Origin of the sequence: Fibrella arboris, assembly GCF_041321095.1 — a bacterium.
GTDB classification, from domain to species: Bacteria; Bacteroidota; Bacteroidia; order Cytophagales; family Spirosomataceae; genus Fibrella; species Fibrella arboris.
On sequence record NZ_JBGGWE010000018.1, the window covers coordinates 34,092 to 51,787 of the forward strand.

Consider the following 17,696-nt stretch of genomic DNA (forward strand, 5'->3'; position numbering starts at 1 on the left):
GGCTCAATGCGGATTTGCTGTTTTTCTCTTATCCGTATTGTGTTTTCCGCTGGTGTTAGGCGCGGTGTTCGAACCGTTTCTTTCGGGTATACCATTTGGGATGTGGTCGAAACGCAGGCCTCGGCTTGCCGCTGATACACGCACGTGGGCCGAAAAAGCTGTGCCGGCTTTACTCGTCATGTTATCGAGCCGAACGGCCTTTCCTTCGATCAGCCGCTGTTTTTGCAAGCCATTAAGTGTTACGCCTTTCAAATGGGACATCCGCTCAATTTTTGGTCGGATCACATCCGCCCGAAGTACGGTCAGTGTCTTAGTGTCTTTATCTACACCAATGAAGCCAGTGAACTTTTGGCCGCTCTGCTTGTCGACTAGTTCGGCAACCCGGCCCATATCGCCATACTTATGGAGGTTTGCTTTATCCTTATCGGAGAAGGTATGCCCCAGGTAACTTTCTTTGAGTGTCAACTTGTGCTGGACGTCCTGAAGCACAAGTTGCGGGCCGTTCTCTGGCGTATTCAGCACATACAGCTTTCCAATGCTGCCATCTCCTGTTTTGACGACATCCGTTTTTTGCCCATTAAGCAATCGCTTTGCGTTCTCCCCAGTTAGCTCGACATCAAACTGACGAGTAGCCTGCTTGAGCAGTGAATCTGGGTATCGAGTCTCTCCAACTACTGGTTGGAATTGACGATTTACTACTGACTTCTCACCTAGTGGTGACCCAACCATCGACTCGCTTGAAACAGGGCTTGACAGTCGCAGATCCACTAGCTGACCTGTTCCCGATGAGTTATCGGGGATAGAAACGACCCTAGGTGATTCCCCTGTATTGAAAACCGTTATGTGAAATTGACCATCAGCATAGCCGTAGCCAACTAGTGGCATATTCGGGTCGTAATGCCTGTAGAGTATGGTTTCAGGCGTTTTTATAGCTTCCCGATAACCCAACCGATACAGATTCATCTCTGTAGGGTAATTGTGGTCACCAACCAAGAGTACAGGCTTTTGCCAGCTTATGGCTCTCACTGCTGGGAAAAAAAGAGGTTCATCTCGACGGTACTTCTCGTCGATCAGTTCGACAGCCGATTGGTCATTGAAAATGTATATGTCAATACCCTGTTCCTTTTGTGTGTCAAAAGGTTTGGATTGGCTTATCGTAGACCGAACTGACGAGGAGAGAGTACAGTACACGTCTAGCTGGCGATCATTTGTTAAACGGTGGTACAAATGCTGCGTATGAGACGTATTCCCAAATCTAAGTTCGATAGAAGCTGGTTGAGTAGTTGAATCTATCTCCAACACATACTGGATTGACCCCTCCACAGGGTCGTCACTCGCAAGTTGCTGCCGAATCTCTTTAATAAAGGCCTCCCCTACCAAACCAAGCATCTGCTGTGCTATTGAACCCCATCCTTGTGTGGTCGCTATCGGGCTAATCTGCATACAACTACATTATTAGTTTACCCTATTTTGGGACCTTTCTGTTTTTTTGCTTTCTTGGGTTTAGCCTCCTCCCCTACTGGCTTCGGCGCGTCCTGCTTTTTCTGTTTGGCTGGTTTGGGTACTTCGACCCGTTGTGCGGCTGCCTGCTTTACTTCTTCCTTTGGCTGAATCGTTTTCTTCCCGCCCGCTCCATCTCCTTTGAGTTGGTGTACGGGTTTGGTCAAATCTTGGGCTGTCTTCTGATCGACCGTTTGTTTGACCGCGTTATCTGGGATTTTAGCGAATGTGAGCGAGCGTTTGGCGGCCGAAACCTGCACATAAGCGTTGAAGGTTTGACCGTTGTTACCAGTCATTCCTTCCAGCTTGATAGCCCGCCCCTGCTCTAAGTTTTTTTGCTGCGGTTTAGTCAGTGTTACCCCTTTGATCGTCTGCGGTATGTGAAGGCGCTCAGCCCGGAGGACAGTCAGGCTTTTCGTGTCTTTATCAACCCCAATGTATCCCACGAACGGCTTGCCCGTCATTTTGTCGGTCAGGTCCACCCGCTTTCCCATCTCCCCGTTTTTCTTTAGATTTTGCTTGTCCCGAGATGTCAGCTCATAGCCAAGAAATTCTTTGGGTAACAGCAATTGCTTACGCTCCGGCTGTATACCTACAATTGGCCCATTGTCTGGCGTATTGACGATGTACAGTTTCCCGGATATTTGAAAGGGTTTACCTTCCTCACCCGCCTGCGTCAGCTTCATCAACCCGGTCTTTCGGCCGTTGAGCAAATCATCAAGGTGGCCTGCTTTTTCTAAATCCTGCCGGGTTACCCCAACCTTTTCGAATTGAGGGGCAACTTCCGCCCACTGGTAGCGAGTTGGCCGACCCATTACGGGTACCTCTACGCCCGGTGTGTTTGTCTCGTTCATGGATACAACTTGAGTCTGATTATTTACGATTGATTGAGTAGTCGATTGTAGAGATATGCCGGCAGTTATGGTTGCTCCATCGGGCGCTGGCATACGTTCCATCGCCTTATTGACCGATTGGCTTTCAGCAGACAGATGCCTCTCGGTCATGGCTGGCACCGCAGCAACTAAGCTGTTGTGCCCTTGGGAGATCTGGGCGTTTATAGGTTGGGGGAATTGAGCGTCTGTCTTGTCGACAGTTCCCAGCCGTCCCCCCCCCTGAGACGGTTTTGGGGAAGAATCCGGTTGACGTGCTATTTCATAGGGCTCCCGGTTGTCAGGCGTTGCTTTTGCTGGCGCAATCCAGTCACTTACGGACTGCCGCAACCGTTGCCAGGCGGTTAAAGAGGGGCCTGATTCCTGGAGTAACTGATATGGTGGGGTCTCAACAGGTTTGATTTTTTCAGAAACAGCTCCCTGCATTGGCTGAAGAAGGTCATTGCTCTGGAGCTGGCCTTTCAATTCTTTATGTTGACGTTCCAGATCGGTTATAAATCGGCTCATCTGCTCATGGTTAAGCTGAGCATTGTGCAGGAAATTGGCCAGGAAACCCCCATTGATATCCAAGTGTAAAGTCACTGGACTTACCTGGCTTCGCAGTTGTGATGGGTTCAGATCGCCTACCTCTACGTTGTCACTACGCGTTTCGGTTTGGGATAGTCGGCCGGGCGTATCTACCACCTCTATACGGTACGTCTCTTTTGGATCGATGAACGAAAGTGGCAAACCCTTTACCTTTTCATGGATCTCCCACAGGTAGTCAGTAAGTTTAGTACGGTCGCTATCAGGTGCTGTTTGGGTACGTTCTTCGATCCGTTTAGCCAAATCCGCTTTTTTAAGCGTCTTGTTATACAAGCATCGGGTAATCTCCTCATCTGACAGTAAACCATCGTTGGCCAAGTACCCCCTCAACTGCTCATATTGTGCGGGCAGCACTAGCTGGTATTGTTGGGTTTCTAATCGCTCAAATTCCTGTAGTTGTGTAGCCTCTAAGCGGGTGTTTTCATTGGGTTTAGTCTCCACCGTGCTCTCGGCAATAGGCATCGGTTCCATATATATTTTGTGTTGTTTCAGACAAAATTATTGATTTTATATATTATTCATATAATTTTATTATAATTAATTTATTATATATATTATCTATGAATTTAATGACCCTTGGAGTAAGTACGACTCTCTTACTGATGTGTGTGAAGACGCTTCAGGCGCAGGTTGTTTTCTCTTCCCCTACCTGGTCCTTGGATACGTCAACAGCCCAACACGGTCAAGTCAGCTTTCGAGTTAGTTGCTTCGAATCAACGATAAACTTGCCGCATGAGGCTTCATTTAAACCGGTTGTGACTAAACCGGACATAGACTCGCTACTGTCTTGTTTTGCAGACAGCATTTTTAAGGGGTGGAATGCTCCTAAACTTTCTTTGGGCAACCGTACACACCAGTTACAGTTTATTCCAGCTATACCACCCCTACGATTATTGTCCTGGCAGGATTACCGCGTTACCAGTAAGTTCGGCTGGCGTACTCATCCAATTCGCGGAAATAGTAGCCACCATAATGGTATGGACATAGCTCAACCAGCAGGCACACCGGTTTATGCAACTGCTTTTGGCGTTGTAAAATGGGTAAAGTGGGAAGTGGATGGATTAGGACTAGCCGTCTGTATAAAGCACCCAACGGGTTACGAGTCCATCTATGGACATCTTTCTACCCATGCAGTCCGAGAGAGGGATATTATCCAACGAGGAGCGGTAATTGGACAGGTAGGCAGTACGGGGCGCTCTACGGGACCGCACTTACACTATGCAATACTATTTCAGGGTAAGCCTGTTGATCCAGATCAGTATTGTTTTTTGTGGACCAAGCTAGCCCGCATAGATTCATCCCAGACCCAACAGCATCGGTTGATCGGGCCAGGTGTATTTCCAAAAGGTGCAGAAAGTATAATTGAGCGGGATTGAGCAACAATTATTATTCTGGCTTTTGCTCAACCTTACTGATTTCTTCCATGAACTGATGGAGTAGGGCAAGGCGTTGGGCCTCACGCTGGTCATTAATACGTTGACGCTTGATTACTTCATTACTAAACATAGGTACGTTCGGATCTTCCTCCTGCTCGGGGTTGAAAAGCCATTCGTAACTTACTTTGTGACGTTTTACGTAGTAGAGTGCAATCAGCGTGAACATTTCACGCGAGACTTTCAGCCCATTTTCTAAACGATAGGTTAGATTTTGCGTGGTACCAAACTCATCAGCGAGTTCCTGTTGGCTCATTTTCAGGAACTCGCGTACTTTGGCCATACGCCGGGCTACAAGTGCTGCATAAGCTTCATTTTCCTTTTCTAATTGTTCCATTCCTGGTATAATACGGTCGTTACTCATCTTTAGGTTGCAGGTTTTCGACCAGGTGTTTCAATGCTGGGTCATTGGTCAGCCGCTCAATTTCGGCTTGAATTAACGCAGAAATATCCTTTTTCACCCCGTTGTAATTTGTCTCCAACATATAACTTAGTTGATGGTCAGAGATTTGGTCAAATTCAACACCTGGCGGAATGGGTTTTACTCGCTCTAATTCGGCTATCATCGCTGGCTCTACCAGTAGTCGGGCATGAAATATTTTCTGCTTGATAGCCTCATCGAAGTTATCAGCCACAGCTCCGACAAAATGCCCCTGCGATAAATTCGAGATTTTAGACTCGGGGATAACCGAATCCATATTTTCGGAAATAGACAAGTTGGTATCTCGCTCTGTAAACGAGAGTGAGTGGCGAATCTGTTTGTTTTTCCCAAAGCGGCTTGACATTGTTTTTGCCGTTTCGCCCAGCACCTGACCCGAAAACACATTTCCGATCGTGTTAAAGATGGTGGTAGCTTCCTTATCTCCGTAATCACGTTTTAACTGACTTAGATCCTGTAAGCCCAGGCAGGTGGATACCTTGTTACTCCGTGCGGTCGCAATCAGATTATCTAATCCCCGGAAATAAATAGTGGGCAACTCGTCGATGATCAAAGACGACTTCAACCGACCTTTCTTATTGACGAGCTTGATTAGCCTGGCGTTGAAGAGACCAAGTGCAGCTCCATAAACTTCCTGGCGTTCCGGGTTATTGCCTACACACAGCACTTTGGGATCATCCGGGTTGTTAATGTCCAGGCTAAAATCATTACCCGTCATTACCCAATAAAGAGCCGGGCTGGAGAGTCGGGAAAGTGGTATACGTGCCGAAGCAATTTGGCCTTCCAACTGCTCGTAGGCCTCATTTCTGAGAGCGCTGGCAAACGGCTTAAGCAAGTTTTCAATCTCGGGTTCCGATTGTAGGATCGGGAAGAGTTCGCGGTATTCAGCCCCGGCAAATTCAATGACATGGGGAAACGTACAGTAACGCTGACCGTCGTCAGGCAACCCCTGCTGCGCCAAACCTCTCAATCGACGCTCATCATACTTTTTAAGGTACCAGATAACGGCCGTCAGAAAGTTCATTGGCGACTCTACGAAGAAATCGCCTTGTTTCTGAATCCATGATTTATTTAGGTTTAACAGAATCGTCCGGGCTGCTTCCTGTGCATCAATAATATCAGACATCAGTTCCGGCAATAGCGGGTTGCACCGATTAGAGCGCCGGGGATCGTCAAAGTTGATGACGTAGAATGTCGGCATCCGTTTAAACGCCCGGCGGTTTTTCTGTAAGTAATGGTACGCGATATTCGACAGATCAGGAAATTTGTAATCGTAGATGTACATGGTAAACCCTTTCTCTAGATGCTGCCGTATGAAGTTATTCACCACGGCAAACGACTTCCCTGATCCAGGCGTACCCATAACCAACGTTGCCCGAAACGGATTGACCACGTTTACCCACCCCTTCCGAATCTTCTTCTTTACGTGGTATTCCGATGGAATATTGACCGAATATTCATTCTGTTTTAGCCCTGCCTCCTGCTCAAATGACTCGTTTTCGTCATTGAAAGCATCTTCTCCAATCTGAACACTCAAAATCTGGTTGGCGTAACTGCCCGCTTTGATCAGGAGCAAAAAGCCGATCAGGGTCGTCATCAAATAGACTCCATTCCGTGTTTCAGCTGATAGCCAGAATACCCGAAGGAGCTTTCCATTTAACAACAACAATGCCCCACCAACTATACCTGCTCGTGCAACGTGTGCCCAGGTTACGTTTAGCTGCTTACGCGTTTTGTTACCAAACGTCCATATTCCTAGGAGTAACAAAGCAGCTATCTTGGAGTAAATAGGATGAGAAAAAAGGTGGGTTGCCCGGTCTATACTTAGGATGAACCGGTCTAGCAGGGCAAAGCTGAAACCTAGTGATTGTAACGTATCGTAGCAAAAAAAGTACAGATGAAATCCAATTAATGCTAACGACATAAACAGGAGCATATTCAGTATGCCCCTATACTCTTTATCCTGCGTTCCCATTTGACGTTGACTTAGCGAAGAATTCTGAATAGACCTGTTTTCGCCGCTAATATATGATATATATTATTTTCATCAACGCAATGCCTCCCAACGTTCAAATAAGCTCTAATTGATTATTGGCAAGCCATGTTCCATATATATAATATATTATTTGCTTACATACGACGTATCTTCCGCTGCTTATTTTTTTTCTGATTTTTCTTAATCGGACCTTGAAGCTGCTCCTCAGCAATTGGTTTTTCTGTCAGTCCTCCAGTCTGATTCTGCACTTTTGATTTGTTCGTTTTCTTTTCGGTATCCTCCTTAGCCCCTGTGTTATCAATTGGGGCTATCGCTAATCCCTTCGTTCTAATTACCTGCCGTTTCTGAGTTCCTGTCCTGTTTATCGTAGTTTGTGCCCGACTATCAGTCATCTGGTTATTTTGACTTACCGATTCAGGCTTTCCTATTGGTTTCCGCTCTGTCATTTGGGAGAAGCTTTTCAATAATTCTTGTCTGGTATAGTCCTTTTCTAACTCGGTTTCGTGCACAACCACCTTGGCCCGACTATTTATGTAGAGGTAAGACCCCTCCGTTTCTTGTACCCCGATGCCAACTTGGCGCAAAGACTGTTTGTAGTCATGTTCGGTCAAGGTTCGGTAAGTTGCTAGTCGCTTTCGAAGCAGGGTTTCTACTGTTTTGCACTCTCTTTTATGACGATCTGCCTGATTCGAGAAAAGATCTGTCAACCTAGCCTGTGTTGGGCGGCTTGGCAGACTACTCGCTTTTATAGGTCTATTGTTAGCTCCCTCAGGGTTAATATGCTGGTATGTTATTCCAGATTGACTACGGCCCGCTTTGGTATTCATTGTGATGCCTTCACTCCCCAAATACTTTTTGAAGCTATTCACAGATCCAAAGGAATACGTATCCAGTATCTTCTTTACTTTATCGGCAATAGTCTGCCTGGTTGATTGTGGATCAACCCCTGCCCCCTCTCCTATCCTATGTGGCTCTTGAGACAGCGATGCGCGTTCGGCTTGCACTAACTCGTAAATCGTTTCAAGTCGACGGCGTATTTTTTGCAACCGGTTCTTGATGAATTTGTCACTGATTTTATTCCCATTTGCATCCACCGCTACGGTTACTATATGGATATGGGGATGTTGAGTATCATGATGCTGGTACATCAGGTAAGGTTGTTTACCAAAACCTGTTTCGCTCATCACCTTCTCTCCTATCACTTTCAACTGATCGGCCCTCAGTACCTCCGTTGGATGAAAGGCGATCGCTAAATGCACTGATGGCTTTTGGATTCCAGGGTTTAGACGAGCGTATTGTTCGAGTAATTGAAGCCTGAATTGATGGTGTTTCTGGGCTATCTCATTATTAGGATAATTGGCTATTTGGATACGTTCAGCATGTCCCTGTTCTACTTTCTGCTCATTGTAGCGGACTGCTCCCGCGACATCTTTTCCGGTTAAGATTCGTATAACCATGTTGTGATTTGTTCGATGGTTGTCTGAATCCTCAAGAGTTCCTCGCTAATTTTTGTCTTAACTATCGACTGATCGCTCTCCTTTCGCTCTTCGATCAGGTCTGTGATAACCTGCAATTGGCGTCCCCTTTCCTGCAAATTGATGATGATTGTCAGTAGCAATTCGTCTGGCTTTAGTCCTTTCGTTTGCTTTTCCGATAAGAGTAACTGTTTAAGAAACTGGGCAAATGGGAGCTTCTTTCCAGCTTTTATTTGTAGGTATCTTGCCTGTATACGGCTGTTTTCAACGGGAGTCACCCAGCAGTTAAGCTTAACTGTCGATCTTTCTGAGTCGATTTTCGCAGGTCTTCCACCTTTATTCCTGGCAATTCTTATATCTTCCACCTTATGTTGTACGCTGCGTACAGTTGACTTTCAACTTGTTTTTCATTCAAGTTCGATCGAGAATGAAAGCAGGGCAGTTTCGCGGGTAGCAAAACACATCTTGCAATTACACGCCTAATGGGTGTTATATATGCAGGTGGCCAATGCAAAGATGTCTCTATTTTCTCTTATATCAAAGTGCTGGAGTGATACTTACTGTCCGCTTTTCCGAACGCCTGAACGTAGCTCCTTTGCTTACACCCAATTTTTTTATGGTTTAAATAACGATCCAATTTAATCAAAAAATTACCTCTAAACGCTTGTATATTAGATACTTGTATGTAACATTTATGATAACATTGCATTATCATACTACTATGTCATTGCTTTTTAAGTGCACATGCTATCTTATCATAAAATCATAATATTACTTTATGATAGAATTACTTTTTTATTTTACTATAAAATTATAATATATTATTATTAGTTTATTAATTTAAATTTTTATCATTTAATAATATTATGAGTTTATAATTTTAATAGTTTACATAAATAAAATAATATTTTAACTATTAATTAACGTACTTACTAATAATTGTACTTAATAAAGAAAAATTGTATTTAATAAAGAACTTAGCTAGTAAATACAGTATAAAGTAATTATTTCTCATAAAATTGCACTAAATCCAAAAATGCACTTTCAAGATGGCAAAACTGATTTCCGTATGTACCCAGAAGGGAGGGGTCGGTAAAACGACATTAACTATGCTGCTGGCCACCTACTACCATACTACCGTAGGAAAACCTGTAACCGTGATTGATGCTGACTTTCCTCAACACTCCTTTGATGCAACACGCCGATCTGAGTTGGCAAGCATACAGAACGACGAGGAGATTCAAAGTTTATATGTTACGCTTTATCCCGAGATGAACCGTGAGCTGTACAAGGTTTACAAAGGTTCACTCGAAGAATTAGCGATGTTCCTTACAGATCTGAAGGGTAGGGGAGAAGATGAACTGGTTTTCATCGACATGCCAGGAACGATGAACGTGAAAGGATTCGACCGGGTGGCATCGCAGTTGGATTACGTAATACTCCCGATGGAAGCGGATAAAATGAGCTTTACAGCCGGACTGCAAACATTGGATCTCTTTGACCGCTTCAGGGAAGCAAAGGGAGCAGACTACCAGTTATTCATGCTGTGGAACAAGTACAAGAAATCTGAAAATCCGAGCTTGATGCAAGGCATAGAAAATATAGTACGGGAACGAGGGAATGTACAGATACTTGAACACCGAGTAACTGACTCTGTAACCTGGAAACGGGAACGGTCAACGCTTTTTCCAAGCGACAAGGTTAAGCACCTGGTAGGGGAATTGAATCAGTTACTCAACATCAATCAACCAGTAGGATAAGCCATGGCTAAAAATAAGAAAACCTTAGACGACGCATCCCTTCGGGCGATGGCTAACCTGGCTACGTCTTCATCTGACCTAAGTAAGCTTCAAGAAAATTATGGCTGGAATGCAGAGGAAACTGTTACACCCGAACCGAAACCAGAAGCACCCACATTGGAGGCATCAACACCACCAGTAGAACAGTTGGCAAACGAACCAGTAAAAGAAACGCCGGTAGTGTCAGCGGTAGAGGAGTCCATCCAGCCGCAAACAGAGGTTCCAAATAAAGGGCAAAAGGAACCTGCGGCTTCAGGTAAAAAGGTTGATAAATACACAAATACGTATCTGCAACCAATTAAAGGATTTGAGCGCCCAACGAAGGTGGCTTACGTATCGAAACGCTCACACTCATATATTGCTTTTCTCCAGCGATACGCCGATCTGACAGGCAGTAAGGTATCCATGCAGGAAATCATGGAGAATATATTCCGGCAGCACTTCATGGATAACAAGGCTGAAATAGAGATGATGCGAATAACGTTGCAACAAAAAGAAGCCGAATTACACGAATGATAACAGTATGGATCAGTGCATCCCTGCTAGCTCTGACGGGCTGGCAGGGTTACCGTTTAGGAAAAGAATATGGATGGTGGGGACGAAGCCCTATTGCATCTAAAAAGAGGCAGGTGGTTGAGTTACCCTCGCCCGAAATCAACGTTTCAAGAGAAGATGGCTTAGGCCGTTCAAGAACCGACTTTGGGAGGTTATTGGATGGCTTCACCCCAACAGTCGGACAGGCAGCTGAGAAGGAGTATGGAAGCCTCAATGAAGAAGTAGAGAAACCGATTATTGAGCCCGCCACAACTCTGATGACAGATGGAACAGTAAACGAAAATGAGTACCCTGACGAAACCGATCAGATACCAGAAACTTGTGATTGGATGGATGAGGAAGCAATCTCATTAGTAGACGTCGAAGGCACTGAAGAGCCAGAAAGTGAACAGGCATTTGTGCCAATGAACGAATACGTAAATCGGGTACGTACAGTTCAACGGAAGATGACGCAGTTGAACAAACGGCGAAATGCAGATACAGACTTTGTAAAGGATGAATTAAAGATGTTGATCGATACGTATCACCTTGAGAATGACCAGGCATTAGATTGGCTATTCCAACAGCATAAACCGACCTCTCAACCTGATTATGGCTCGCTCTTCGATCAACTAGAAAGCTTGACAGCCTAAAAAATTTTGCCCCAATTAAAATACTATATATATTAGCGTCGTATTTTTAATATGTTAAACATATGAGAAGGGCAACTTTGTACAGTTTGAGTATGATAACCCTCTTTCTGTTGAGTCAAAAGCTTCTTGCCCAGGATGAATTAAAACAGGCAGTTGAGGGAGCAACGACGCAACTAACGAACGCTAAGGCAGGAGCGATCCAACTTGGTAAAGGGGTTGCAGCCATCGTAGGGGTAGTGGGGGCCATTGCTGTTTACAGCAAATGGTCTAATGGAGAGGGTGACGTACGGAAGGCCAGTGCTTCCTGGCTTGGTGGCTTATTGTTCATAGCCATCGCATTTGTAATTCTTGAATCCATCTAGACGTAAAACAGGGTAACAATGCAAAATCGCTTTAACCAATCGAAGGGTTCTAACGCGGCCCAACTCATCGCGTTAATCGTGGCAGGCATATTGGTAGCTCATATCGCACCTGGCCAGGGATTAAGTACACAAGGGTTAAGTACAGCAGCAACCCAGGTAAAGGGAGCGTTCACTGTAGTAACCAATTTGATGTACGCAGTTTGTGCCATCATAGGCATTGTTGGTGCCATTTCGGTGTATAGCAAGTGGTCAAACGGAGATCCTGATACCCGAAAAGCAGCAGCCTCGTGGTTTGGGGCGCTCATTTTTGCAGGCTTAGTCGTAGTGACACTTTCAGCCGTTTTCGGAGCCTAGCATGTTTCGTGTTAATAAAGGGGTGGATAGACCTCCTCAAGTACTCGGCATTAGAGGAATGAACTTCCTGATGGTGTTAGGAGGGGCAGCCGTTGGTCTGTTAGTTGTAAGTACGTTCATTATGATCGTCACAGGTTGGTCAGGACTGATCTGTTATGGTACTTATCTGGTTGGGCTAGTGGTCCTCTACGGACAACTGGTACGAATCTCCCGGCTGCATGGAGAGCGAGGTATGGCCCGAACACAAGGGCGAGGCAGACAGCCTAAATTGATTATGGTTAGAAGTTCGGGGGTGTATAAACAACTGAGGCATGAACCTAAAAAGTAAAGCCATTCATGAAGTATTTCCCCTAAGAGCCATTGAGCAGGATTGCCTCATTTCGGTTCACGGCGATTTGACGGTTTGTTTTGCCGTCAGCTTGCCAGAAATATTTACACTGAATGCAAGCTTCGATGGGGTAGGAGAGGGGCGTGTCGAGCAGGGTGACTACATCACCCTGTGCAACGTATGGACCAAAGCATTAGGTGTACTACCAAGTTATACTATCCTGCACAAGCAGGATTGGTTCGTAGAGGAAAATTACCAGACGTCAGGTGAAGGAGCAGGCAGTAAGCAACGTACCTTCCTGGACCGAGCCAGTGAACGGCATTTCAATGAGCGGCCTTACCTTCACCACGAGTGCTACCTTTATTTAACCAAAACGCATCCTGAACGGCGGGACGTGAGTGCGGTTAAAACATCGCTAGCGCGTGGTCGTCTGGTACCAAAGGAAGTTGGCGATAAGCACAAAGTTGAGGAGTTCTTTAACAGTGTTGAGCAGTTCAGTTCGATTCTAGAAAGTAGCCGGTTGATTGGCCTTCGTCGGCTTCGATCTGCTGAGTTGGCCGGTACCAGTGAAAAAGCTGGCTTATTAGAGCGTTATATGAGCTTGTCGCTCCGCGATGAGGTGGTTACGCTGGCGGATCTGGAGATGGATGAGGAATTACGGGTTGGGGGTAAATACGCTAAATTCTATACAATCTCAGATATTGATGATCTGCCTGAGTGGGTGCACACCAACAACCGGGTTGAGGCTCTATCTACAGAAAGGTCGAATGTATCCGTAAGTTATGCGGCTCCGATTTCGCTCATGCTTCCCTGTAATCACATCTATAACCAGTACATTTTCATTGAAGATAAGCAAGCGGCTTTCCCAAAATTGGAGCAACGGGCTACGCAAATGCGATCGCTGGCCAACTTCGGTAAGGATAACGAAGTAAATGCCATGCTGTTGAACCAGTACTTGAGTTACGCGGCCGAGACTGGATACACACCAGTCCGTTCGCATTTCAACATTCAGGTTTGGACAGAAGACAGGAGCCGTTTACCGGTTCTGCGTAATCTAGTCTCTTCAGCAATCGCCAAGTTGGGCGTTCGACCACGTGAAAATACGAAAGACGCGTTGGGGCTATTCTGGGCAGGTATACCAGGTAACGCGGCCGATCTTCCGAGTGAAGACAAATATTGGTCGTTTATTCCTCAATCGGTTTGCCTCCTTAATCAGGAGACAAACTACTATGATTCAGTATCGCATTACGGGGTGAAGCTCGTCGAACGAATGAGCGGGAAGCCGTTGCTGGTCGACTTGTCTGATCACCCAATGAACAAAGGGTGGGTAACGAACCGGAACAAGTTCATACTTGGCCCATCGGGAAGCGGAAAATCGTTTTTCACCAACCACGCGCTGCGAAGTTTTCACGTTCAAGGCAGCCATGCGGTCATTGTTGATGTTGGCCACTCCTACCGCGGACTATGTGAAATGCTGGGTGGACTTTATCTGACCTACTCGGAAGAAGAGCCCATCAACTTCAATCCGTTCTTCATCGAAAACCGAATGCTACCCGACGTCGAGAAGAAGGAAGCAATAAAGGTATTGCTACAAACGCTTTGGAAACGAAGCGATGAACGGCAAACGATGTCAGAATACACGGCGCTTTCGGATGCGGTAACGCAGTATTTTGAGAGCTACTTATCCAATAACCCGGATGTATTTCCCTGTTTCAACTCATTCTACGAGTTCATGCAAACGGATTTTCCGCGTTACCTGGAAGAACACAAAGTGCAAATTGGTTATTTTGACTACGATAACTTCATATATGTACTGAGACCTTTTTATAAGGGTGGCGAATACCAGGAGCTTCTCAATAGCCAGGCGAATCTGGATCTGCTGAACATTCCGTTTATCGTCTTCGAGTTAGACAACATCAAGGATCACCCGATCCTGTTCCCGGTGGTGACCATTATCATCATGGATACCTTCATCTCAAAAATGAGAAAGCTGAGTGGGATTCGGAAGATCATTCTCATCGAAGAAGCCTGGAAAGCTATCATGAAAGATGGGATGGCGGAGTATATCAAATACCTCTACAAAACGGTACGGAAATTTTTCGGGGAAGCCTGGATCGTAACCCAAGAAGTAGACGACATTATTGGTAACAAGATTGTTAAAGACTCGATCATCAACAATGCCGACACCAAAATCTTGCTCGACCAGCGCAAGTACCGCAATAAGTTCTCCCATGTAAAGGATTTACTGGCCCTGACGGATAAGGAAAAAGATCTTTGCCTGTCACTAAACCGGGACCTAGACCCGAAACGAAAATACAAAGAGGTCTTTATTTCTTGGGGAGGACAAGAATCAAAAGTATATGGCGTCGAAGTATCGACCGAGGAGTACCTGGCCTATTCTACCGAGCAAACTGAAAAAATGCGGCTCGAAGAAAAGGTAGCGGCTTACGGCGGTAACTACGATTTGGCCCTGCGCGACTACGCCGAAGAAGTTAAGTCCGGCACCCTCGTTAGTCGCTAAATCCGCGAATCTCTTTCTGTACTGAAGTGATGCAGTCTGTCAACAAACTGCTCTTGACCAGCCTTTGCCTTTTTGGTGGACTAAACCCCATTCAGGCGGGTGTCAGGGGCGTACCAAATGACTTACATTTTACACCAATAGTGGCCGAAGTGGACACCACAAATCCGGGGCAACATGGGCCACCAGGCCAGTCTTTGCTTGGTGGCTTGGGGGATGATCTATCTAGTGAAATCGAGGGTATCATTGGCGAAACTGAAAACTCTATTATGCAGGGTATTCAGGATGAACTCACCGAATTGCTCGGTAATGCCCTGGGTCAGCTGTTAGACGTGTCGCCGATTTCGGCTGTCAAGTCGCTCCAGTCAATGGTGAAGGACGGCTTATCCAAGCAGCAGAAGATCGAATACCAAAACTACAAGGTCGACTATGCCTGGAAAAAAGCACACACAGAGCTTTCACCTGCTTTTGCTACTTACTATCGGGAGCTAAATCTCAACCAGCTGACCGATGCCATTGAGGCCAGTAAGAAAGCGGCTGACAAATTTCTGAATACGTCAGCATTTACAGCTAAAGAAGCAGCAGCGATGCGACAGGCGCTACAGGGTGTTGCGGAGACGGGGGATCTGGAAGCTGAGGTTAAAACGATTATTAACCTGGGCAGTAAACCGGTATGGATGTCAGAAGGGGAGCGGCTATCAGCGCTGAACGCAGTACGAACGGATCTCTACGACCGCATCAAACGGATGAACCAAACATTGGCTCTAATCCGAGCAACCTATCAATTCCGATCTCGGGAAATAGCTAAAAACGCGTATCGGCAGGGATTGTACAAGCAAAATTCAACGCTTAACCGGACAGTGGGTACCCGCTCCACTACCTACCAGACTCGATGAAAAAGCGAACACTTTACTTGGTATGGCTCGGCTTAGTTACCGGTACTGCCTACGCACAGATGCCTTCTGCCAATGCAATACCAACAGGTAACCGGGGTAGCAACGTCATTCAGTCGGAGATTGACCAACTATTACGCGTATCGGAAAGCGATATAATGGCAGGTCTGAAAGATGCGGGACTCGACTACGGTGAATTGATAAAAGAGAAGGTTATGGACGAGGTGGTGAAAGGGATAGCCGATGCAACCGTACTCGCTCCTATCGCTACCGAGATCATGGAGTTGTACCAGAAACAGAAGAATAAGGACCTAGCTAAAGCCATCGAGAAACTGAAAAGAACTTGGAAAGATGGTCAGGAGCGGATCAACAAGGTTCGTTATCAGGACTTCAAAGTTAAATATGCCTATCAGCAGGCGATGAACAAAGCCCCGTTGGACGTAATGCGAGGCACTCGTCGCGAGGCTATTGATGAGTCAGTAAAAGCGTTGTGGACAGATGGGCTGCCCGTCGCCATTACAATCACAGATCCCGTTAATGCCCGGTTGATGAAAGAGGAGATCGATGCGCGCTATCCAGCCGATCAGGACATCGGCTGGACCGTGTTAGCCTCAGCTCGCTCGGCGTTGCTGGCTGACGACAAAACGCTTAATGCTAAAATGAACCTCGTGGAAAAGCAGGGACAAACGGCTTATCTATCTCCAGCAGATCGGCTTCGGCTGCTTCGCGAAATTGATAAGGAAAGCAAAGCCCGTCGCACAACGCTCTTGGCTATGGACAAAATCACGTCGCAGGGGCTGGACTATTACAAATACAAACGCAATCGAAAAGCGTACCAGACCAAATACCTACGGACTCAATCCTACCGATAACTCTAAACTGTATGCAAGCAATTCTGCTGGTTTCGCCCGTATTGGAAACATCCATTGACGAGGTATTTACCCAGTTTTCGGATGGATTTGGAGCCCTGGTTGCCTTTGGACAGGCCATTGGCTTCATCGGTGCACTTTGCTACGTGTTTTACCGAATCTGGGGGCACATGGCGCGCGCCGAACCCATTGATGTATATCCGCTGCTCCGTCCTTTCGCCCTGGCGTTATGTCTGCTGAGTTATCCCCTGCTGGTCAAAGGCATGGTGGGTATAGGGCGACTTTTGGATAAAGGCACCAGCTCCATGGTGGCCAGTCAAAAAGCGGAAGTTGAGCGATTGAATCAGGTCAAGAAAGCGAAGGTCAAAGAGAATTGGGACAAGATCCTCATTCCGCCCGGCGAAGATGGGGAAATCGGTACTTGGGATGTCGTTAAAACAGTATTTGGCCCCACAGGTAGCGGTAACAGTTTGGTAGGAAATGCCGTGAGCGGGGTAATGCAGTACTATTTTGATCAGTTTCTAAGTTGGCTGGGTGAAATTTTTTATGACCTGGCGGCTATCTATATCAAACTGATCAGCACATTCTTTCTGATTGTCCTGGCCCTCACGGGTCCGATTACCTTTGGACTGGCCACCTTCGAATGGTTCTATTCAGGTTTAGCAGCCTGGTTTTCGCGCCTGATTCATATCCTGCTGTACATCCCGCTACTTAACATTCTGGGGGCCATTCTGGAGACGATCCATATCTCCATGCTGAATCAGGATCTTGCCGTTTTTGATGAGCAGCTTCGGTCCGGAAATACTGGTATGGGTTCGTCAGATTGGGGGCTGATTATATTCTACTTCATTGGAGCAGGGGCATACCTATCTATTCCCAAAATAGCCTCTTACATTATCGAATCCACCGGGGTGGGCGATGCCATCAGTTCGGCTACGCAACCGACAGCAATGGTCGCCGGGGCCAGCACAGGGCAGGCAGCTGGGGCTGGAGCAGCCTCACTAGGCAGAACCGTTGCCAACGCTTTCTCATCATCAAAATCGCAACCGACGTCAAACAGCATCTAAC

At 46.3% G+C, this 17,696-nt stretch carries 16 protein-coding genes; 11 read left to right on the plus strand and 5 right to left on the minus strand.

Annotated elements, in window-relative coordinates:
- Positions 1-3 precede the first annotated feature (3 nt).
- Both ACAW75_RS23450 and ACAW75_RS23455 read right to left on the minus strand, forming a co-directional pair.
- Complete coding sequence (locus tag ACAW75_RS23450) at positions 4-1,443, minus strand: DUF3945 domain-containing protein (RefSeq protein ID WP_370731208.1); 1,440 nt, start codon at positions 1,441-1,443, stop codon at positions 4-6.
- A 17-nt stretch (positions 1,444-1,460) separates the two neighbouring features.
- Positions 1,461-3,446, minus strand: coding sequence for a DUF3945 domain-containing protein (locus ACAW75_RS23455; protein ID WP_370731209.1), 1,986 nt, complete (start codon positions 3,444-3,446; stop codon positions 1,461-1,463).
- A 506-nt stretch (positions 3,447-3,952) separates the two neighbouring features.
- Between ACAW75_RS23455 and ACAW75_RS23460 the strand changes: the two genes are divergently transcribed.
- Positions 3,953-4,351: a M23 family metallopeptidase gene (locus ACAW75_RS23460; protein WP_370731290.1), complete on the plus strand. Its 399-nt coding sequence runs from the start codon at positions 3,953-3,955 to the stop codon at positions 4,349-4,351.
- A gap of 10 nt (positions 4,352-4,361) precedes the next feature.
- Here ACAW75_RS23460 and ACAW75_RS23465 read toward each other — a convergent pair whose 3' ends face one another.
- From ACAW75_RS23465 to ACAW75_RS23475, 3 genes are all read right to left on the minus strand, one after another.
- The gene (locus ACAW75_RS23465; protein ID WP_370731210.1) at positions 4,362-4,772 is read right to left on the minus strand and encodes a helix-turn-helix domain-containing protein; all 411 of its coding nucleotides are present in this window, start codon (positions 4,770-4,772) and stop codon (positions 4,362-4,364) included.
- Positions 4,765-6,822, minus strand: coding sequence for a conjugal transfer protein MobC (gene mobC / locus ACAW75_RS23470; RefSeq protein WP_370731211.1), 2,058 nt, complete (start codon positions 6,820-6,822; stop codon positions 4,765-4,767). The genes ACAW75_RS23465 and mobC overlap by 8 nt, the downstream gene beginning before the upstream one ends.
- A gap of 155 nt (positions 6,823-6,977) precedes the next feature.
- Entirely contained in the window at positions 6,978-8,300 is a 1,323-nt protein-coding gene (locus ACAW75_RS23475) for a relaxase/mobilization nuclease domain-containing protein (RefSeq protein ID WP_370731212.1), read from the minus strand.
- Between the two features lie 1,067 nt (positions 8,301-9,367).
- On the opposite strand from ACAW75_RS23475, the gene ACAW75_RS23480 reads away from it, so the two are divergent.
- The 10 genes from ACAW75_RS23480 (at position 9,368) to ACAW75_RS23525 (ending at position 17,695) form a co-directional block, all read left to right on the plus strand.
- Positions 9,368-10,078 (plus strand): ParA family protein, encoded by a 711-nt coding sequence (locus tag ACAW75_RS23480; protein ID WP_370731213.1) that lies wholly within the window; start codon positions 9,368-9,370, stop codon positions 10,076-10,078.
- Between the two features lie 3 nt (positions 10,079-10,081).
- On the plus strand, positions 10,082-10,633 hold the full coding sequence (locus ACAW75_RS23485; RefSeq protein ID WP_370731214.1) for a DUF3408 domain-containing protein: 552 nt from the start codon (positions 10,082-10,084) through the stop codon (positions 10,631-10,633).
- Positions 10,630-11,304: a hypothetical protein gene (locus tag ACAW75_RS23490; protein WP_370731215.1), complete on the plus strand. Its 675-nt coding sequence runs from the start codon at positions 10,630-10,632 to the stop codon at positions 11,302-11,304. Before ACAW75_RS23485 ends, ACAW75_RS23490 begins: the two co-directional genes overlap by 4 nt.
- Before the next feature lie 92 nt (positions 11,305-11,396).
- Entirely contained in the window at positions 11,397-11,666 is a 270-nt protein-coding gene (locus ACAW75_RS23495) for a DUF4134 family protein (RefSeq protein WP_370731216.1), read from the plus strand.
- A gap of 18 nt (positions 11,667-11,684) precedes the next feature.
- Positions 11,685-12,020, plus strand: coding sequence for a DUF4134 domain-containing protein (locus ACAW75_RS23500; RefSeq protein WP_370731217.1), 336 nt, complete (start codon positions 11,685-11,687; stop codon positions 12,018-12,020).
- 1 nt (position 12,021) lies between these two features.
- Entirely contained in the window at positions 12,022-12,348 is a 327-nt protein-coding gene (locus ACAW75_RS23505; protein ID WP_370731218.1) for a DUF4133 domain-containing protein, read from the plus strand.
- Entirely contained in the window at positions 12,332-14,869 is a 2,538-nt protein-coding gene (locus ACAW75_RS23510) for a TraG family conjugative transposon ATPase (RefSeq protein WP_370731219.1), read from the plus strand. Before ACAW75_RS23505 ends, ACAW75_RS23510 begins: the two co-directional genes overlap by 17 nt.
- 29 nt (positions 14,870-14,898) lie before the next feature.
- Positions 14,899-15,762, plus strand: coding sequence for a hypothetical protein (locus ACAW75_RS23515; protein WP_370731291.1), 864 nt, complete (start codon positions 14,899-14,901; stop codon positions 15,760-15,762).
- Complete coding sequence (locus tag ACAW75_RS23520; protein ID WP_370731220.1) at positions 15,759-16,631, plus strand: hypothetical protein; 873 nt, start codon at positions 15,759-15,761, stop codon at positions 16,629-16,631. The genes ACAW75_RS23515 and ACAW75_RS23520 overlap by 4 nt, the downstream gene beginning before the upstream one ends.
- An 11-nt stretch (positions 16,632-16,642) precedes the next feature.
- Positions 16,643-17,695, plus strand: coding sequence for a TraJ family protein (locus ACAW75_RS23525; protein ID WP_370731221.1), 1,053 nt, complete (start codon positions 16,643-16,645; stop codon positions 17,693-17,695).
- The last annotated feature ends 1 nt before the right edge of the window (position 17,696 follow it).